This is a genomic window from Microbacterium sp. NPDC077663 (genome assembly GCF_044542795.1).
GTDB lineage: Bacteria > Actinomycetota > Actinomycetes > Actinomycetales > Microbacteriaceae > Microbacterium.
Genome location: NZ_JBITVE010000001.1, coordinates 580,536 through 598,894, shown reverse-complemented (window position 1 = coordinate 598,894; position 18,359 = coordinate 580,536). Strand labels below are relative to the sequence as shown.

At 69.3% G+C, this 18,359-nt stretch carries 20 protein-coding genes; 11 read left to right on the top strand and 9 right to left on the bottom strand.

The window, feature by feature from the left end:
* The first annotated feature begins 5 nt into the window (after positions 1-5).
* From ACIGEP_RS02935 to ACIGEP_RS02915, 5 genes are all read left to right on the top strand, one after another.
* Complete coding sequence (locus tag ACIGEP_RS02935; protein ID WP_396660135.1) at positions 6-845, top strand: ATP-binding cassette domain-containing protein; 840 nt, start codon at positions 6-8, stop codon at positions 843-845.
* On the top strand, positions 842-2,029 hold the full coding sequence (locus ACIGEP_RS02930; RefSeq protein WP_396660134.1) for a sugar ABC transporter permease: 1,188 nt from the start codon (positions 842-844) through the stop codon (positions 2,027-2,029). Before ACIGEP_RS02935 ends, ACIGEP_RS02930 begins: the two co-directional genes overlap by 4 nt.
* 164 nt (positions 2,030-2,193) lie before the next feature.
* Positions 2,194-3,282: a sugar ABC transporter substrate-binding protein gene (locus ACIGEP_RS02925; RefSeq protein ID WP_396660133.1), complete on the top strand. Its 1,089-nt coding sequence runs from the start codon at positions 2,194-2,196 to the stop codon at positions 3,280-3,282.
* 84 nt (positions 3,283-3,366) lie between these two features.
* On the top strand, positions 3,367-4,155 hold the full coding sequence (locus ACIGEP_RS02920) for an ATP-binding cassette domain-containing protein (protein WP_396660132.1): 789 nt from the start codon (positions 3,367-3,369) through the stop codon (positions 4,153-4,155).
* Positions 4,152-5,420, top strand: a complete 1,269-nt coding sequence (locus ACIGEP_RS02915) for a sugar ABC transporter permease (RefSeq protein ID WP_396660131.1) — start codon at positions 4,152-4,154, stop codon at positions 5,418-5,420. Before ACIGEP_RS02920 ends, ACIGEP_RS02915 begins: the two co-directional genes overlap by 4 nt.
* Positions 5,421-5,478: 58 nt before the next feature.
* Here ACIGEP_RS02915 and ACIGEP_RS02910 read toward each other — a convergent pair whose 3' ends face one another.
* The gene (locus tag ACIGEP_RS02910) at positions 5,479-5,931 is read right to left on the bottom strand and encodes a hypothetical protein (RefSeq protein WP_396660130.1); all 453 of its coding nucleotides are present in this window, start codon (positions 5,929-5,931) and stop codon (positions 5,479-5,481) included.
* Positions 5,932-5,984: 53 nt separating this feature from the next.
* Between ACIGEP_RS02910 and ACIGEP_RS02905 the strand changes: the two genes are divergently transcribed.
* Positions 5,985-7,115 (top strand): class I SAM-dependent methyltransferase, encoded by a 1,131-nt coding sequence (locus ACIGEP_RS02905; protein WP_396660129.1) that lies wholly within the window; start codon positions 5,985-5,987, stop codon positions 7,113-7,115.
* Between the two features lie 6 nt (positions 7,116-7,121).
* On the opposite strand, the gene ACIGEP_RS02900 is transcribed toward ACIGEP_RS02905, so the two are convergent.
* The 3 genes from ACIGEP_RS02900 to ACIGEP_RS02890 are packed head-to-tail and all read right to left on the bottom strand — an operon-like array spanning position 7,122 to position 8,475.
* A complete protein-coding gene (locus tag ACIGEP_RS02900; protein WP_396660128.1) occupies positions 7,122-7,583 on the bottom strand; it encodes a DUF3817 domain-containing protein in 462 nt (153 codons plus the stop codon).
* Positions 7,584-7,636: 53 nt separating this feature from the next.
* The gene (locus tag ACIGEP_RS02895; protein WP_396660998.1) at positions 7,637-8,017 is read right to left on the bottom strand and encodes a hypothetical protein; all 381 of its coding nucleotides are present in this window, start codon (positions 8,015-8,017) and stop codon (positions 7,637-7,639) included.
* A 32-nt stretch (positions 8,018-8,049) separates the two neighbouring features.
* A complete protein-coding gene (locus tag ACIGEP_RS02890) occupies positions 8,050-8,475 on the bottom strand; it encodes a MarR family winged helix-turn-helix transcriptional regulator (RefSeq protein WP_082886071.1) in 426 nt (141 codons plus the stop codon).
* A gap of 83 nt (positions 8,476-8,558) precedes the next feature.
* Here ACIGEP_RS02890 and ACIGEP_RS02885 point away from each other — a divergent pair, with 83 nt between their 5' ends.
* Positions 8,559-9,824 carry a hypothetical protein gene (locus ACIGEP_RS02885; protein ID WP_396660127.1) on the top strand — a complete coding sequence of 422 codons (1,266 nt, stop codon included), beginning with the start codon at positions 8,559-8,561 and terminating at the stop codon, positions 9,822-9,824.
* Positions 9,824-10,303 (top strand): hypothetical protein, encoded by a 480-nt coding sequence (locus tag ACIGEP_RS02880; RefSeq protein ID WP_396660126.1) that lies wholly within the window; start codon positions 9,824-9,826, stop codon positions 10,301-10,303. Before ACIGEP_RS02885 ends, ACIGEP_RS02880 begins: the two co-directional genes overlap by 1 nt.
* Positions 10,304-10,487: 184 nt before the next feature.
* Here ACIGEP_RS02880 and nrdF read toward each other — a convergent pair whose 3' ends face one another.
* Genes nrdF through nrdH form a run of 4 tightly spaced genes read right to left on the bottom strand, consistent with a single transcriptional unit; the run spans position 10,488 to position 14,307 of the window.
* On the bottom strand, positions 10,488-11,465 hold the full coding sequence (gene nrdF / locus ACIGEP_RS02875) for a class 1b ribonucleoside-diphosphate reductase subunit beta (protein ID WP_091354938.1): 978 nt from the start codon (positions 11,463-11,465) through the stop codon (positions 10,488-10,490).
* Between the two features lie 29 nt (positions 11,466-11,494).
* Positions 11,495-13,627 (bottom strand): class 1b ribonucleoside-diphosphate reductase subunit alpha, encoded by a 2,133-nt coding sequence (nrdE, locus tag ACIGEP_RS02870; RefSeq protein ID WP_396660125.1) that lies wholly within the window; start codon positions 13,625-13,627, stop codon positions 11,495-11,497.
* Positions 13,628-13,632: 5 nt separating this feature from the next.
* Positions 13,633-14,070: a class Ib ribonucleoside-diphosphate reductase assembly flavoprotein NrdI gene (gene nrdI, locus ACIGEP_RS02865; protein WP_396660124.1), complete on the bottom strand. Its 438-nt coding sequence runs from the start codon at positions 14,068-14,070 to the stop codon at positions 13,633-13,635.
* 3 nt (positions 14,071-14,073) lie between these two features.
* On the bottom strand, positions 14,074-14,307 hold the full coding sequence (gene nrdH, locus ACIGEP_RS02860) for a glutaredoxin-like protein NrdH (RefSeq protein ID WP_251579792.1): 234 nt from the start codon (positions 14,305-14,307) through the stop codon (positions 14,074-14,076).
* 427 nt (positions 14,308-14,734) lie between these two features.
* On the opposite strand from nrdH, the gene ACIGEP_RS02855 reads away from it, so the two are divergent.
* Positions 14,735-15,940: an MFS transporter gene (locus ACIGEP_RS02855; protein ID WP_396660123.1), complete on the top strand. Its 1,206-nt coding sequence runs from the start codon at positions 14,735-14,737 to the stop codon at positions 15,938-15,940.
* Positions 15,941-15,946: 6 nt separating this feature from the next.
* Here ACIGEP_RS02855 and ACIGEP_RS02850 read toward each other — a convergent pair whose 3' ends face one another.
* Positions 15,947-16,351: a pilus assembly protein CpaE gene (locus ACIGEP_RS02850; protein ID WP_396660122.1), complete on the bottom strand. Its 405-nt coding sequence runs from the start codon at positions 16,349-16,351 to the stop codon at positions 15,947-15,949.
* Positions 16,352-16,403: 52 nt separating this feature from the next.
* On the opposite strand from ACIGEP_RS02850, the gene ACIGEP_RS02845 reads away from it, so the two are divergent.
* Both ACIGEP_RS02845 and ACIGEP_RS02840 read left to right on the top strand, forming a co-directional pair.
* Positions 16,404-17,177: an alpha/beta fold hydrolase gene (locus tag ACIGEP_RS02845; protein WP_396660121.1), complete on the top strand. Its 774-nt coding sequence runs from the start codon at positions 16,404-16,406 to the stop codon at positions 17,175-17,177.
* Positions 17,159-18,331, top strand: coding sequence for an acyl-CoA dehydrogenase family protein (locus tag ACIGEP_RS02840; RefSeq protein WP_396660120.1), 1,173 nt, complete (start codon positions 17,159-17,161; stop codon positions 18,329-18,331). Before ACIGEP_RS02845 ends, ACIGEP_RS02840 begins: the two co-directional genes overlap by 19 nt.
* Positions 18,332-18,359 lie beyond the last annotated feature (28 nt).

Genomic DNA, 18,359 nt, shown 5'->3' with positions numbered 1-18,359 from the left:
GACCTGTGACCGTCTCCTCGCGTCGCACCGGCGACCACGTCCTCACGATGCGCGGCATCGACAAGCGCTTCGGCGCCGTGCGCGCCCTCAGCGGCGTCGACTTCCGGGTTCGCGAGGGCGAGGTGGTCGCCCTCGTCGGCGACAACGGCGCCGGGAAGTCGACACTCGTGAAGGTGCTGGCCGGAGTGCACCCCGCCGACGGGGGCACGATCGAGCTGGACGGCGAAACGGTGCAGCTCTCGAGCCCCGCCGACGCGAAGGATCTCGGCATCGCCACCGTCTTCCAGGATCTCGCGCTCTGCGAGAACCTCGACGTCGTCGCCAACCTCTGGCTGGGCCGGGAGCTCCTCGAACGGGGGCGTCTCGACGAGGTCGGCATGGAGGAGCGGACCTGGATGCTGCTGCGCGAGCTCGCAGCGAAGATCCCCGCCGTGCGCGTCCCGGTGTCGACGCTGTCGGGGGGCCAGCGCCAGACGGTGGCGATCGCCCGATCGCTCATCGGCGAGCCGCGCATCGTCATCCTCGACGAGCCGACGGCGGCCCTCGGCGTCGCGCAGACCGCCGAGGTGCTGAACCTCATCGAGCGGCTGCGCGATCGCGGGCACGGCGTGGTGCTCATCAGCCACAACCTGACAGACGTGCTCGCCGTCGCCGATCGCATCGTCGTGCTGCGCCTCGGGCGCGACAACGGCGAGTTCGATGCCGAAGAGGCGACCAGCGAGGTCCTCATCGCGGCGATCACGGGTGCACTGGATGCCGGGCGCCCCGCGCCCGTCGCCGACGAGCCGCGCGCCCCCGTCATCCCACTCTCCGAGGCGCGCCGGCGCACGGAGGGCGACCGGTGAGCCGCGACGCGGGCATCGTCGCGCTCGCGCTGGCGCGTCTGCGGTCGGGCGAGCTGGGCCGGATGCCGGTGGTGATCGCCCTGATCGTGATCGCGATCGTCTTCCAGACACTCAATCCCGTCTTCCTCACCAGCCGTCACCTGAGCGACATGCTCATGCAGTGCGCGGCGATCGGCACCATCTCCCTCGGCATCGTCCTGGTCCTTCTGATCGGCGAGATCGACCTGTCCGTGGGGTCAATGTCGGGTGTCGCCGCCGCGATCCTCGCCGTCGGCGCCGTCCAACTGCAGTGGCCCCTGCCGCTCGCGGTCGGCGCAGCCGTCGCCGCCGGCTGCGTCGTGGGGGTCTGCTACGGCTTCCTGCGCACGAAGCTCGGACTGCCGAGCTTCGTGGTGACGCTCGCGGGACTGCTCGGCCTCCTCGGCGTCCAGCTGTGGGTCCTCGGCGACGCCGGGTCGATCAACCTCCCGTTCGATTCGTGGATCGTGCAGTTCGCGCAGCAGATGTACCTGCCGCACTGGCTGGCGTATGCGCTGGCCGCCGGCACGGCCGTCGCCTACACCGCGACGCTGCTCCGCCGCGCGCGACGGCGAGCGGCGGCGGAGCTCGAGAGCGAGCGCACTCTCACGATCGTCGTCCGCGGGGCGTTGCTGCTGATCGGTCTGGTCGGTGCGTGCTGGTACCTGGGCCTCTCACGGGGCGTCGGCGTCATGTTCGTGGTCTTCGTCGTCCTCGTGGTGACGGCCCATCTGTCGCTCACCCGCACCCGCTGGGGGCGGTCGGTGTTCGCGGTGGGCGGCTCGATCGAGGCGGCTCGACGGGCCGGCATCCGTGTCGACCGCATCGTGCTGTCGGTCTTCGTCCTGTGCTCGGCACTGGCGGCCACCGGCGGACTGCTCGCGGCGGCGCGGCTCGCGGCGGCGAACCAGAGCACCGGCGCCTCCGACACGAACCTCAACGCGATCGCGGCGGCCATCATCGGCGGCGCATCGCTGTTCGGCGGTCGCGGATCGGCCTTCGCCGCGCTGCTGGGCGTCGTCGTGATCCAGGCGATCTCATCGGGCCTGACCCTCGTGAATCTGAGCTCCGCCGTGCAGTTCATGGTCACCGGAGCCGTGCTCGTCTTCGCCGTCGCGCTTGACGCCGTGACCCGTCGGTCCCGGCTCGGATCCGGCGGGTTGTAGCAGGGCGCAGGCACCCTGAACACCGCTGTCCGGTCATGGTGCATCGGGTCGTCGGCGGTGACGAAAGCGTTATGTTCACATCTTGACTTCATTTCGTGAACGCATCAAGATCATCGTCAAGCGCGATGCCGCGCTCGTTTGATTTCACTGTCGAAAGGCGAACGATGAAGAAGTCCCTGTCCGTCGCAGCAGCCCTGGGGGCCGTTGCACTCCTGCTCGCCGGCTGTTCCACCACGAACACCCCGGCACCCGCGGGCTCGAGCGGCGGCGCCGAACCGGCCGAAGCCGGCCGCGCGTGCGTCATCCTCCCCGACGCGGCGTCCTCGCCCCGCTGGGAGAACTTCGACCGCAAGTACCTGGATGAGGGCCTGAAGGCCGCCGGCTTCGACGTCGACATCCAGAACGCGCAGGGCGACACCTCGAAGTACGCGACGATCGGCGACCAGCAACTCACCCAGGGCTGCGGCGTCATGATGCTCGTCGACTACAACGGTGCCGCTGTGGGGGTGGCCACCAAGGCGAAGGCCCAGGGCATCCCCGTCATCGCCTACGACCGTCCGTTCCAGGGCGCCGACTACTACGTCTCCTTCGACAACGTCGAGGTCGGCAAGCTCGAGGGCCAGACCGTGCTCGACGGGCTGAAGGCCGCGGGCAAGGACCCGGCGACCGCCGCCGTGTACTACATGGGCGGAGACCCCACCGACGGCAACGCGGCGATGTTCAAGAAGGGCGCCGTCGAGGTCATGGAAGCGGCAGGCATCAAGGCGGTCGCCGAGCCTCCGGGGGTCTGGGACGGCGCGAAGACGCAGACGAACTTCGAGCAGGCGCTCACCGCGAACGGCGGCAAGGTCGACGGCGTGTGGGCTGCGAACGACACCAACGCGGACGGCGTCATCAAGGTGCTCCAGGACCGCGACCTCACGGGTGTCGCCGTCTCGGGCCAGGACGCCAACGTCGAGGGCCTGCGCAACATCCTCACCGGGTGGCAGACCGCCACGGTCTACAAGCCGGTCAAGGATGAGGCCGAGGCCGCCATCAAGGTCGCGACCGACCTCCTCCAGGGATCGACGCCGAGCGCCGACCAGAAGCTCGAGGACGGCACGCCCTACATCGCGGTGACGCCGCAGCTCGTCGGGCCCGACAAGGTCAAGGACGTCGTCGCCGCCGGTGACGCCTCGGCCTCGGATGTCTGCTCCGGCGAGATCGCCGGGGTCAGCCTCGCCGACAAGTGCACCGAATTCGGCGTCGAGTGATCTGACCAGGGTGGGGATGCCGCGACCCGCGGCATCCCCACCCTCCCTGTCTGCGCGACACCTCGACCTCTCAGGAGAACCCGCATGAGCGAACCCATCATCGAACTCCGGCGCGTCACGAAGTCCTTCGGCCCGGTCAGCGTCCTCAAGGGCGTCGACCTCACGGTCCGACCGGGAATGGTCACCGCCCTCGTCGGCGACAACGGCGCCGGAAAGTCCACCCTCATCAAGGGCCTCGCCGGCGTGCAGCCCTACGACACCGGCGAGATCCTCGTCGACGGTCAGGAGCAGGCACTCCGGACCCCTCGTGAGGCGGGTGCCCTGGGGATCGAAGTGGTCTACCAGGACCTCGCCCTGTGCGACAACCTCGACATCGTCCAGAACATGTTCCTCGGTCGCGAGGAGGTCATCGGCGGCACGTTCGACGAGGGCCGCATGGAGAAGGACGCGTCCGACACTCTGCGCTCCTTGTCCGTGCGGACCGTCAAGAGCGTCCGGCAGAAGGTGTCGAGTCTGTCCGGCGGCCAGCGGCAGACAGTCGCGATCGCGCGGGCCGTGCTGAAGAAGGCGCGTGTCGTCATCCTCGACGAGCCCACCGCCGCCCTGGGCGTCGCGCAGACGGAGCAGGTCCTGAACCTCGTCCGTCGCCTCGCCGATCAGGGCGTCGCCGTCGTCCTCATCAGCCACAACCTGGCCGACGTCTTCGCGGTCGCCGACGACATCGCGGTCCTCTACCTCGGTCAGATGGTGGCGCAGGTGGCCACCACCGACACCACCCGCGACGACATCGTCGGCTACATCACCGGTACCAAGGTCCCCCCGGGCGTGCAGCTCGTCGGGACGTCCACGATCCCCGTCGGAGGCGACGCATGAGCACCAGCACCCGGACCGCGGCGGCACCCGACCCCGTCGTCAGCGACCTCATCGGCAGCGGTGTCGAAGGAGGCGTCGGCGACCAGATCAATGCCTGGCTGCAGCGTGTGCGCGGTGGCGAGATGGGTGCACTGCCGGCTGTCGGCGGCCTCGTCCTCCTCGTCATCCTGTTCAGCATCCTCAGCCGGTTCTTCTTCACCCCGGTGAACTTCGCGAACCTCATGAGCCAGGCGGCATCCCTCGTCGTCCTCGGCATGGCGCTCGTGTTCGTGCTGCTGCTCGGCGAGATCGACCTGTCGGCGGGTGTCACCGGCGGCGTCGGCATCGCGTCCTTCGTCGTCCTGAACGTCAAGCTCGACATTCCGTGGCCGCTCGCGCTCGCCCTGGGCCTCTTGATCGGGCTGGCGACGGGAGCCTTGATCGGCTTCCTCGTGGCGAGGATCGGCATCCCGTCTTTCGTCGTCACCCTGGGCCTGTTCCTCGGCTACCAGGGGCTCGCGCTGCTCATCATCGGCGCGGGCGGTCTCTACCCGATCGAGGCCCCGGAGCTGCTCGCGCTGCAGAACGGACGCCTCCCGGTCTGGGGCGGCTGGGCCATGCTCGCCGTCATGCTGCTGATCTCGGGCGGGCTGGCGTTCTGGGACCGCCGCCGCCGCACGCGGGCCGGCGTCCCCAACCGGCCGATCGCGCTCGTCTGGGCGAAGCTGGTCGTGCTGGCGCTCCTCGGTGGCGCGGCGGTCTTCGTCCTCAACCTCAACCGGTCGCAGTCGATCATCCCGATCGAGGGCGTGCCGATCATCGTCCCGGTCGTGCTCACGATCCTCTTCATCGGAACGTTCGTGCTCGACCGCACCACGTTCGGTCGCTACGTCTATGCGATCGGCGGCAATGCCGAGGCGGCGCGGCGCGCGGGCATCAAGGTCCGCTGGGTGAAGTGGTGGTGCTTCGTCATCGCCTCGGGCCTGTCGGTCGTCTCGCTGCTGTTCAACCAGACGCGCGTCGGCTCGGTCGACGGCGCCGTGGGTCGCGACATCGTCCTCTCCGGTGTCGCGGCGGCCGTGGTCGGCGGGGTGAGTCTGTTCGGTGGCCGAGGACGCCTCATCCACGCCGCGATCGGCGCGCTCGTCATCGCGATCATCATCAACGGGCTGGGTCTGCTGCAGATGGATGCCGGCTTCAACCTGCTGGTCACCGGCGGCGTCCTGATCCTCGCCGCCACGGTCGACGCGCTGTCGCGACTGCGCACCGGCGGGATGCGCACCTGACGGTGCGACAGAGGTGAGAGTGGCCCCGGTCCGTCCGACCGGGGCCACTCTCGCGTCGTCAGTCCCGTGTGGACCCCTGATCCCGCGTGGACCCCTGATCCCGCGTGGACCCCTGATCCCGCGTGGACCCCTGATCCCGCGTGGACCACAGCGCCCAGGCGACGAGGACGGGCTGGAACAGCAGCCGCGCCCACCGAGCCTTGTCGCTGTCGAGGCGGAAGCCTTCGCGGCGCCCGAGCGCCTGCCCGATGTTGCCGGGGAAGATCGCGACGAAGAAGGCCGCGAGGATCACGCCCACGCGCCGGCGCTCCTTCGGCAGGGCGACGAGGGCGGCTCCGAGCATCATCTCGACAGCGCCCGACGCGACGACGACGCCGTCCTTATCGATCGGCAGCACCTCGGTGACGAGGTCCGGCACCTGCGCCTGGAACTCCTTGCGCGCCCAGAACAGGTGGCTGAGGCCGGCGAACACCATGGCGCCGGCGAGTACCCAGCGTGCGAAAGTCTTCATCGTCCGAGTATCCCCCGGCGGCGGATGCCGCGGCTCGGAGATACCCTCGGACGGTGACCTCTGCCGCGCCGTTCCCGTTCGCGCGGCTGTCCCGTCGTCCGGATGTCGAGGCGCCCGGGTTGGTGGCAGCGGATGCCGCCGACCGGCTGATCCTCGACGAGTCCGCGGGTGCGCGGGCCGCCGCGGCGCCCGGTGAGGTCGCGGTCATCGGCGACGCCTACGGGGCGCTCGCGCTGGCAGCGGCGTGGGAGGGTGGCACGGGCATCCGCGTCCATCAGGACGCCCTTCTCGGCGAACGCGCCCTCGCGCGGAACGCCGCCGCGCTCGACCTCACGGACCGGGTGGCCTCACTCCCCCTCGGCCGCGAGGTCGTCGCGAAGGCCCGTGTCGTGCTGCTGCGCCTGCCCCGCTCGCTCGATGCGCTCGAGGACGTCGCGGCGCTCATCGCGGCGCACGCGCAGCCCGATGTCGTCGTGTTCGCCGGCGGACGGCTGAAGCACATGGGACTCGGCATGAACGAGGTCCTCGCGCAGTACTTCGGGCAGCTCGACGTGACCCTCGCGCGTCAGAAGTCGCGGGTGCTGATCGCCCGGCGCCCGCACGACGGGCACGACCCGGTTCCGGCGCAGGGCGACGCGGACGGCCTCGCTCTGCGCGCCTTCGGAGGCGCGTTCGCGGGCGCCCGCCTCGACATCGGCACGCGCCTGCTCCTCGCGCACCTCCCCGGCGATCCCGCGGGCGGCACGGCCGACGACCCGCTCATCGACTTCGCGTGCGGCACCGGTGCGGTCGCTGCCCGTCTCGCGCTCTCGAGCCCGGCGCGGCGCGTCTACGCGTCCGACCAGTCGGCGGCCGCCGTCGCGTCGGCCCGAGCGACGGCCGAGGCGAACGGCGTGGCCGACCGGGTGGAGGTGACGCGAGACGATCTGCTCGGGGCGCGAGCGGATGCCTCGGCATCCTTCATCGCGCTGAACCCGCCCTTCCACAGCGGGGCGGCCGTCACCGACCGCCTCGCCCCGCGCATGTTCGCCGACGCGGCCCGGGTCCTGCGACCCGGCGGCGAGCTGTGGTGCGTCTGGAACTCCGGTCTGCGCTACCGCGGAGCCCTCGAGCGGATCGTGGGGCCGACGCGGCAGGTCGCACGCGACGCGAAGTTCACCGTGACGATGTCGACACGTCGCTGACGAGGATCACCGACCACCCGGCGGCCCGAGGATCAGCAGGGTGACGTAGAGGGCGACGACCGCGACCACGATGAGGGCGACGAGGATGCCGGCGTGGCGCAGGGACCACCGCAGCATCCGATCGATCGGGCGGCGGTCGCGCGGGTCGTCGGTCTCGTCGAGCCGCCACCGCCCGTCGAGGCGTCCCGTGCGGCGCAGCCAGATCTCCATCGGGAGCGTGGCGTAGGGGACGATCGCCGAGACGACCGCGAGGACGGCGACGCCGAGGCGCCAGCGGTTGTTGAGGGCGACGAGGATGGCGGTCGCCCCGTAGGACAGGAAGACGAAGCCGTGGATGCCGCCGCCGATCGTGACGGCGATGGCCGGACCACCCACGGCGCGGATGATGAGGCCGCCGATCAGGAGGGTCCAGGAGAACAGCTCGGCGATGGCGAGGACGCGATACAGGGATGCGGGGGTGCGGAACACTCCTTCAGGCTACCTGAAGGCTCGAGTCCAGCCTGTGCGATCGCTGTGACCGCTCAGCGGCGCGTCGACCACAGGGCCCACGCCACGAGCACCGGCTGCAGGAACAGTCGCGCGAACCGTTTCGCGTCGGAATCGAGTCCCGGCACGTCGCGCCCGGTGCGCCAGTGGTGCACGTTGCCGGGGAAGACGGCCACGAACAGTGCCGCGATCGCCGCGCCGACACGGCGTCGCTCCCGTGGCAGCGCGACGAGCGCCGCCCCGAGGATCAGTTCGATGACGCCCGACACGACGACGATGGTGTCCTTGTCGGTCCGCAGCAGCCGGGTCGCCCAGTCGGGCACCGCGATGCGGAAGCCTCGGCGCAGGATGGTGAGGTGACCGGCACCGGCGGCGACGAGCAGGACCGCCAGCGCCGACCGCGCTGCCACTCGCAACGGATCGTGCCGGGTTCGGCCGCGGCGCCCGGTCACTCGACGACGCCGGCTCGGATGCCGTCGAGGGACTCGGCGACCCTCGGATGCGCCTGCGCGAGGGCACGGTCGAGCGCGGCGAGACGCTCCTGCGCGTCCTGCAGGACCTTCGCACCGCGCGGTGTGACGCTCAGGTCGCTGGCGGCGCCCGCCTGTGCGGTCGCATCGGCGACCAGACCGTCGTCGACGAGCGCGTGCACCGCGGCGTGGGCCGACTGGACGGTGATGCGGGACCGGCGCGCGAGTTCCGAGAAGGAGATCCCGGGTTCGGCTCCGATGTGACCCAGCAGGCCGAACTTGCGGGTCGAGATGCCGAGGTCGCGGAGCTCCGCGGCCAACTGCGCTTCCCAAGAGGCGGAGACGGCGAGCAGTGCGATCACCGGGCTGAAACGCGGTGCATCCTCGGTCGGGGTATCTGCCACGCGAGCAGTCTATGAGTCAAGCGCCCGACGGCCGGGGATTGCTGTGACCGGCAGCGGTCACGATTGCCCATACAATCAGCGCTATGATGCGCGCGCGCGCCCACCCGACCGCAGCCATGGCCGCTGCGGCGATGGCGTTCGCCCTGGTGGCTCCGGGGGTGCCCGTGGCCGAGGCATCCGCGGCGACCGCCACCACCGATCACCACCTCCACGCAGGCGCCCCCGGTGCGTCCGTAGCCCTCGCCGATCTCGCCTCGCTCGACCGGGCGGGCATCGTGGATCTGCTCGAGCGGACCCCGGGTCTGGTCGCGACCCTGCTCACGCAGACGTCGGCCGCCGAGGTCTCGGTGTGGTGGGCGGGGATGGATGCCGCGCACCGTGCCGTCCTCACTCGCACCGTCCCCCTGCTCGTGGGCTCGCTCGACGGCGTAGACGCCGCCGATCGCGTGCGAGCAAACCGGTACGCGGCGCGCGCCCGCCTGGCACGTGTCGACGAGCGACTCCAGAGCCTGGTCCGCAGCGACCAGGACGGCGACGCCGCTCAGCGGGACGACCTGCTGCTCGAACGCCGCTACCTCACGAAGGTCGTCGCCGACCAGGTGCATCTCTACCTGTACGCCCCGGAGCGCGGCGCCATGATCGAGATGGCCGGAGATCCCTCGACGGCCGCCGGCATCCTTCTCGTGGTGCCCGGGACGAACGCGTCGGTGCGCAGCTTCATGGTCGACGACCCGGTGACCTCCTTCGCCGACTGGCAGGTCGCCAACGCCGATCCCAGCTCGCCCATCGTCGCGTTCACCGTGCTCGCGGCACCGATGCCGCAGCTCTCGCTCAACCTCGCGACGGGACCGCAGAACAACACGATCGCCACCGCTGCCGGTGCGGGCTACGCTCGCATCGTGAAGGGAATCGACGTCGCTTTCCCCGGCCTCCCGACGCTCAGCTACGAGCACAGTGCCGGCTCGCAGGTCGGGAGCGCGGCCGAGGCGCACGGCGCCCGCTTCGACGTCCGCTTCCTCGCGGGCGGGGTGGGCGCAACGGACGGCTATCACCCCGTGGCGGGGACGACCTATTACGCGGCGCAGGCGGCCGAAGACGTGAATCGGTACTACGCCGGCTTCCAGGTGGGCGACATCGGCTACGGAGTCGGCCCCGAGGACATCCCCGGCGTGGTCATCGTCGACCCCGGCTACTCCGAGAAGCAGGCGACGGGCTCGGTGGGCGCGATGCTCATGCAGGGACTCGACCTCCACAACCGGCTGTTCAGCGGCGACGGGCGCACCAACGGGACCGTCCTGAAAGACGTACGTCTACTCCTGGCCTCACTGGCCCGCGGAAGCAGCGGCTGATGCGCGCCCGGTCCGGCGCAGCGACGATGCTGCTCGTGACCTTCCTCACCGGCCTCACCGCCTGTTCCGCGAGCTCCGGCCCGTCCTACGCGGAGGTGCGCGCACAGGCCGAGGATGCCGTCGCCGAGATCGTCGCCGCACTTCCCGACGGCGCCGAGTTCCGTCCCGACGGCGGATCCAGCGCGCAGGTGTGCGACTCGGAGGTCAGCCCCCGCGGACGCGCCGCCGGGGAGTTCGCGACGGTCCACGGCGCGGTGAGCCTGCCCGAGGGAGTGGATGCCGCGACCACGGTCACCGAGCTCCCCGTCGCCCTCGGCGACGGGTGGGCCCTCGAGCCCGCCGGCGTCGACCTCGACATCGCGACGGTACGCCTCAGCCGCGCCGAGACGAACGTATCGGTCGACATCACCGAGTCGACCGTCGAGGGCCGCCCGGGACTCGACCTGCTCGCGGTGTCGGAGTGCGGCAGTTCCGACTGAGGCCGCGTCATGCCCTCGCGACCGCGCGCGGATGCAACGGATCCGACGCGACACGCCGCGGTCGTGCGTCGAGTCGCGGCGAGCCCGCGCGAATCCATTGCATCGGTGGACACACCGGTGGATGCGCACGACGAAGGCCCCGCACGACGAGCGCGTGCGGGGCCTTCGCCAGGACGTCAGTGACTCAGAAGTCCCAGTCGTCGTCCTCGGTCGCGACGGCCTTGCCGATGACGTACGAGGAGCCCGACCCGCTGAAGAAGTCGTGGTTCTCGTCGGCGTTCGGCGAGAGGGCCGACAGGATCGCCGGGTTCACATTGGTGACGCTGGCCGGGAACATCGCCTCGTAGCCGAGGTTCATGAGCGCCTTGTTCGCGTTGTAGTGCAGGAACTTCTTGACGTCCTCGGTCTGGCCGATGCCGTCGTAGAGGTCCTGCGTGTACTGCACCTCGTTGTCGTAGAGCTCGTAGAGCAACGAGAACGTGTAGTCCTTGAGCTCGTCGCGCTCGGCCTGCCCGAGCGTCTCGAGCCCGCGCTGGAACTTGTAGCCGATGTAGTAGCCGTGCACGGCCTCGTCGCGGATGATGAGGCGGATGATGTCGGCGGTGTTCGTCAGCTTCGCCTTCGACGACCAGTACAGCGGCAGGTAGAACCCCGAGTAGAAGAGGAACGACTCGAGCAGGGTCGAGGCGACCTTGCGCTTGAGGGGCTCGTCGCCGCGGTAGTAGTCCATGACGATGCGGGCCTTCTTCTGAAGGTTCTCGTTCTCGACCGACCAGCGGAACGCGTCGTCGATCTCGGGCGTCGAGGCGAGCGTCGAGAAGATCGACGAGTAGCTCTTCGCGTGCACCGACTCCATGAACGCGATGTTCGTGTAGACGGCCTCCTCGTGCGGGGTGATCGCGTCGGGGATCAGCGAGACGGCGCCGACGGTGCCCTGGATGGTGTCGAGCAGCGTCAGGCCGGTGAACACCCGCATCGTCGTCTGCTGCTCCTCGGGGGTGAGCGTCGCCCACGACTGGATGTCGTTGGACAGCGGCACCTTCTCGGGCAGCCAGAAGTTGTTCACGAGGCGGTTCCACACCTCGAGGTCCTTGTCGTCCTGGATGCGGTTCCAGTTGATCGCCTGGACCGAGCCGAGGAGCTTCAGGGGTTCGGGGGTCATGTCTTCTTCCTCTATCGAATCTCGGCCGGTTAGAGCATGCAGGAGACGCACTCGGTCATGTCGGTGCCCTCGAGCGCCATCTGACGGAGGCGGATGTAGTAGATCGTCTTGATGCCCTTGCGCCAGGCGTAGATCTGGGCCTTGTTGATGTCGCGCGTGGTGGCGGTGTCCTTGAAAAACAGCGTCAGCGACAGACCCTGGTCGACGTGCTGGGTGGCGGCGGCGTAGGTGTCGATGACCTTCTCGTAGCCGATCTCGTACGCGTCCTCGTAGTACTCGAGGTTGTCGTTGGTCATGAACGGCGCCGGGTAGTAGACGCGGCCGATCTTGCCTTCCTTGCGGATCTCGATCTTCGACGCGATCGGGTGGATCGAGCTCGTCGAGTTGTTGATGTACGAGATCGAGCCGGTCGGCGGCACCGCCTGCAGGTTCTGGTTGTAGATGCCGTGCTGCTGGATGGAGGCCTTCAGCTCGAGCCAGTCCTGCTGCGTCGGGATGTGGATGCCCTCGAAGAGCTCCTCGACACGGGACGTCGCCGGCGTCCACTCCTGCTCGGTGTACTTGTCGAAGAACTCCCCCGAGGCGTACGTCGAGTCCCAGAAGCCGTCGAAGACCTGACCGCGCTCGATGGCGATCTTGTTCGAGGCCTGAAGCGCGTGGAACAGCACCGTGTAGAAGTAGATGTTCGTGAAGTCGACACCCTCCTCCGAGCCGTAGCGGACATGCTCGCGGGCGAGGTAGCCGTGCAGGTTCATCTGACCGAGGCCGATGGCGTGCGACTTGTCGTTGCCGTCCTCGATGGAGCGGACCGACCGGATGTGGCTCTGGTCGCTGACGGCGCTGAGGGCGCGGATGCTGGTCTCCACCGTTCCCGCGAGGTTGCGGCCGTCCATCGCCAGGGCGATGTTCATCGAACCGAGGTTGCAGGAGATGTCCTTGCCGATCTGGTCGTACGAGAGGTCCTCGTTGAACGTCGTCGGGGTGTTGACCTGCAGGATCTCCGAGCAGAGGTTGGACATGTTGATCCGACCCTTGATCGGGTTGGCCTTGTTCACCGTGTCCTCGAACATGATGTACGGGTAGCCCGACTCGAACTGGATCTCGGCGAGGGTCTGGAAGAACTCGCGCGCCTTGATCTTCGTCTTCTTGATGCGCGCGTCGTCGACCATCTCGCGGTACTTCTCGGTGACCGAGATGTCGCCGAAGGGCACACCGTAGACCCGCTCGACGTCGTACGGCGAGAACAGGTACATGTCCTCGTCGTTCTTCGCGAGCTCGAACGTGATGTCGGGCACGACGACACCCAGCGACAGCGTCTTGATGCGGATCTTCTCGTCCGCGTTCTCGCGCTTGGTGTCGAGGAACTTCATGATGTCGGGGTGGTGGGCCGAGAGGTAGACGGCACCGGCGCCCTGACGCGCACCCAGCTGGTTGGCGTAGCTGAAGCTGTCTTCGAGCAGCTTCATGACGGGGATGATGCCCGACGACTGGTTCTCGATCTGCTTGATCGGGGCGCCCGCCTCGCGGATGTTCGAGAGGAGCAGGGCGACGCCGCCGCCGCGCTTGGAGAGCTGCAGTGCGGAGTTGATGCCGCGGGCGATCGACTCCATGTTGTCCTCGATGCGCAGGAGGAAGCAGGAGACGAGCTCGCCGCGCTGCGCCTTGCCGGCGTTGAGGAAGGTGGGCGTCGCGGGCTGGAAGCGACCCGAGAGGATCTCGTCCACGAGCTTGGTGGCCAGGTCCTGGTCGCCGGCGGCGAGGGCGAGAGCAGTCATCACGACGCGGTCCTCGAAGCGCTCGAGGTAGCGCTTGCCGTCGAAGGTCTTGAGCGTGTAGCTCGTGTAGTACTTGAAGGCTCCGAGGAAGGTGTCGAAGCGGAACTTCTGCGCGTAGGCGTGATCGTTGAGCCACTGGATGAACTCGAACGGGTAGGCGTCGATGACGGCGCCCTCGTAGTACTCCTTCTCGACGAGGTAGTCGAGCTTCTCCTTCAGGGAGTGGAAGAAGACGGTGTTCTGGTTCACGTGCTGCAGGAAGTACTCCCGCGCCGCACGCTTGTCGGCGTCGAACTGGATCTTCCCGTCCGCACCGTACAGGTTCAGCATCGCGTTGAGGGCGTGGTAGTCCATCCCCTCGAAGCGCGCCTCCGTCTTGAAGGCCATTTCGGTCACTGCAGCTTCCACCAGTCTTCCAATCCGCCGCTCACGCGGTCGACGTCCTCGGGCGTGCCGAATACTTCGAGCCGATACAAGTGCGGCACATGACACTTGCGGCTGATGATCTCTCCGGCGAGACAGAACGACTCACCGAAATTGCTGTTGCCTGCGGAGATGACTCCGCGCAGCAGGCTCCGATTGCCCTCGTCGTTGAGGAAGCGGATGACCTGCTTGGGGACCGCGCCCTTCTCTTCTCCCCTGCCCTGGCCTCCCCCGTAGGTGGGGGTGACCAGGACGTACGGCTCGTCGACGTGGAGCACGGGTTCGGAGGAGTGGAGTGGGATGCGGCGAGCCGGCATCCCGAGCTTCTCGATGAAACGCGCCGTGTTGCCCGACACGCTCGAGAAGTAGACGAGCAGCGGCACGTTCGTCATGACGGCCGCGCTCATCGCTCAGACCAGACGCGCGGCGAGCTCGTCGATCTTGTCGGGACGGAAGCCCGACCAGTGGTCCTCGTCGGTCACGACGACGGGGGCCTGCAGGTAGCCGAGCGACTTGACGTGCTCGAGCGCCGCCGGGTCCTCGGAGAGGTCGAGGACCTCGTAGTCGATGCCCTTGGAGTCCAATGCGCGGTACGTCGCGTTGCACTGCACGCAGGACGGCTTCGTGTACACAGTGATCGCCATTCGTCGAACCTCTCTCTTGTCCTCCGGAACCCGTCGCGCGGGGTCCATCTCGTGTGAATCAGGGGGTGAATCCGTGGTCCGGAAGGCTGGGAGCCTGCCGGGAGCTCAATACTACATATGGGTGCCGACACCAGGAAGCACCACAAGGGGTAGTAGTTACATCCGTGTAGTTTTTCCGCCGTCCTCCACAGGTACAACACAACTTCTCCACCGTTTCATCCCCAACCGAGCAGGTTCGGGACCGGATCGAAAAGGCCAGGATTCCGGCCGAAACCCGACGAGGACGAGACGGTTGTCCACAGGTCGGACGTTAGAGCGGGCCACCGACATCCGATCTGGGCGCACCTCGGCGTGTCGGGCGTGTCTCGGCGTGTCGCGTCCGCTCCGGTCACCGTCGGACGTCCCCGGCGCCCAGTACGGTGGAGGGGTGGCGGGATACTCGGAGCTCCTGCGCGCACCGGGTGTCGCGCGCATCATCGCGGCACAGCTGACGGCCCGCTTCCCGAGCGGCATGACGAGCCTCGCCGTCCTCCTCCACGTCGAGCAGTCGACGGGCTCCTACGGAGCAGCCGGCATCGTGCTCGCGGCCCTCTCGATCGGGCAGGCGGTCTCCGGCCCGGTGACCAGCCGCTGGATGGGTGTCTGGGGCATGCGGCGCGTCCTCACCCTGACCGCCGCGGTGTGCGCGGCGGCGGTCCTCGCGCTCGCGCTCAATCCGTTCGGGATGCCGGGATTCATCGCGTTCGGTTTCATCGCGGGCATCGCCAACCCGCCGGTGCAGCCCGCCGTCCGGACGATCTATCCGAAGATCGTGACCTCGCGCCAGCTGACACCGCTCTTCTCGCTCGATGCGAGCCTGCAGGAGATCATCTGGATCTTCGCGCCCGTAGTGATCACCCTCGTTGCGACCCAGGTCGGCACCGTCCCGGCGCTGCTGCTCATCGTCGTCATCCTCATCGGCGGGTGCACGTGGTTCATCGCCTCCCCCGAGGTCGGACGCGTCCGCATCCCCCGCAGCCGCCGCGGCTTCGGGCGCGTGCTCGGCAAGCCGGTCGTCCTGCTGTCTACCGTCACGGGCTTCCTGCTCGTCGGTGCCTGCGCCGCGGTCGAGGCGGGCGTCGTCGCCACCTTCGGACACGAAGGTCTCGAGGCGGGCATCGTTCTCGCCGTCTTCGCGGTGGGCAGCCTCGCCGGTGGGCTCGGATTCGGACACATCCCGATCGGCCGCTGGGCGATGGCCCGCCGCCTCACGATCGTCGCCGTCGGCGTGACGCTCGTCATGATCAGCCTCAACGCCTGGTGGATGGGCGCCTCGCTCTTCGTGGCGGGCCTGGGCATCGCCCCGGCCCTGGCGGTCATGTTCGCCATCACGAGCGCGAGCGTGCGCTTCAGCGAGACGGCGGAGGCCTACGGGTGGATCGGGACCGGTCAGCTCATCGGCGCCGCCGCAGGCTCCGCCGTCGCCGGCTTCCTCATCGACGCCATGGACGCCGTCGGCGCCTTCCTCGCCGCGTCGGCGTTCGCGGTCGCCGGCGCGCTCGTCGCGGCGGTGTTCGTCCGCGGCTTCCCGGATCTGCGAGGCCGCGACGCGAGCCCCATCCCCGACACCGAGCCCGTCCCGCTCATCACCTGAGGCGGCTCAGCGCATCCGTCCGAGCAGGAACAGCACCGCCAAGCCGTAGGCGTCGGCAGGCTCGGGATGCCGGAAGCGGTGGGCCGCGGCATCCACCTCGATCTCGACCTCGTGCGTGTCGGGAAGGCGACGGAGCGCGCGGAACGTGCCGCGGAGCATCTCGCGCAACTGGGCCTCGGACGGCAACCACAGCGCATCCTCGAGCGCGACCGAGTCCAGCGCCCACTCGGTCGTGCCGTTGAAGGCGAGCAGGTCGCCGGTCGGATAGCTGCGCGCCTCGACCGTCATCTCGCTGACCGTGTAGACGTCGGCCTCGAACTCGGGTTCGTCGAGCTGGAACCGATCACCGGAGCGGGGACGCCAGATCAGGCCGCTCGCGCGCAGCTCGCGTGCCAGGTCGGTGGAGATCATCCCCCCATCCTGGCCCGGCGCCGCGGTGCGAGGCCCGTCCTAGGCTGAGAGCATGCCGTCACCCGTCACCCTCCCCCGGCTCGGCTGGGGCGACCCCCGCGCCGACCGACAGGCGCTCCTCGTCCACGGCCTGGGTTCCACCGGCGCCCTGATGTGGCGTTACGCCGTCGCCCTGGCCGACGCCGGATGGCGGGTCGAGGCGGTCGACCTGCGCGGTCACGGCACCGCCCCCCGCGCCCTCGACTACTCGATCGACGCGTACGCGACCGACCTCGTCCACACCGGCCCGTCCGATGACGAGCCGTGGGACCTCGTCCTCGGCCACTCGCTCGGTGGAGCTGCGGCGACCGTGGCAGCCGCCGACACCCCCGCGTGGACTCGGCATCTGGTCCTCGTGGACCCCGCGATCCACCTCGCCGACGCCGACCGCGACGTCGTCCGCGCGAGCCAGGAACAGGCCTTCGCCGACACCTCCGTCGCCGCCGTGCGAGCCGCCCACCCCGAGTGGGTCGAGCTCGACGTCGAGCTCAAGGCGGTCGCGGCCGCCCAGGCGAGCCGCTGGGCCGTTGAGCAGACGAGCGAGCAGAACGACACGTGGGACGTGCGGGAGGCGGCATCCCGCCTCACGGTGCCGACCCACGTCATCGGCGGCGACCCCGCGGTCTACTCCATCTTCACGGGAGAGCTCGCCCGGCAGGTGCTGCAGAACCCGGTCGTGACCATGGCCGTCGTCGCGGGCACCGGTCACTCGCCGCACCGCGACGATCCGGATGCCGCCGCGGCGGCGCTCCTCGACGCGGTCCGAGCATGGGGGCTCGGAGCATGACGTTCGACCCCGCCGCCCACCTGCCGGATGATCTGCTCGAGCGGATCCGCTCGCGCGCCGCCGCCGTCGACGCCGAGAACGTCTTTCCCGAGGACGATCTCGCAGAGCTGCGCGACGCGGGGTACCTCGCAATCCTCGTCCCCACCGCCCTCGGCGGCGCCGGCCTCGGGCTGCGCGAGGCATCCGTCCTGCAGCAGCGACTCGCGGGCGCTGCTCCCGCGACCGCACTCGCGATCAACATGCACCTGGTGTGGACGGGCGTCGCGAAGGTCATGTCGGACCGCGGCGACAACGCCCTCCGCTTCCTCCAGGAGGGCGCCGTCCGGGGCGAGGTCTTCGCCTTCGGCATCAGCGAGGCGGGCAACGACCTCGTGCTCTTCGGCAGTGACACGGATGCCGCGCCCCGGCCCGACGGCTCGTACGCCTTCACGGGCACCAAGATCTTCACGTCGCTCGCGCCGGTGTGGACGCACCTGGGACTGCACGGACTCGACTCGTCCGACCCCGACGATCCCCGTTTGGTGTTCGCGTTCGTTCCCCGCAGCGACGCCGTCGTGACGCGCGACGACTGGGACACCCTGGGGATGCGGGGCACGCAGTCGCGCACGACCGAGCTGCACGGCGCCGTCGCCCCGGCGGATCGCATCGTGCGGCGCCTGCCCGTGGGTCCGAGCCCGGACCCGCTCGTGTTCGGCATCTTCAGCGCGTTCGAGATCCTGCTCGCCTCGGTCTACACGGGCATCGCGCGCCGCGCTCTCGACCTCGCCGCCCAGACCGCACGCACCCGCACCTCGAAGAGGACGGGCCGCACCTACAGTCAGGACCCCGACATCCGCTGGCGCGTCGCCGACATGGCACTGGCCTACGACGCCCTCCCGGTGCAGGTCGAGTCCCTCGCCGCGGACGTCGACGGGCTCGTCGACCACGGTGGGATGTGGTTCCCCAAGCTCTCGGCGATCAAGCACCGCGCCGTGGTGGCCGCGAAGGAGGTCGTCGACGAGGCGGTGCTCGTCGCGGGCGGATCCTCCTTCTTCACGCGGAACGAGCTCAGCCGGCTGTACCGCGACGTACTCGCCGGGATGTTCCACCCCTCGGATCCCGAGTCCGTGCACAGCACCCTCGCCAACGCCTGGCTCGGTCCCGTCGAGCCGTGAGTCGCCCCGGCGCGTGAGGGGCGCCGTG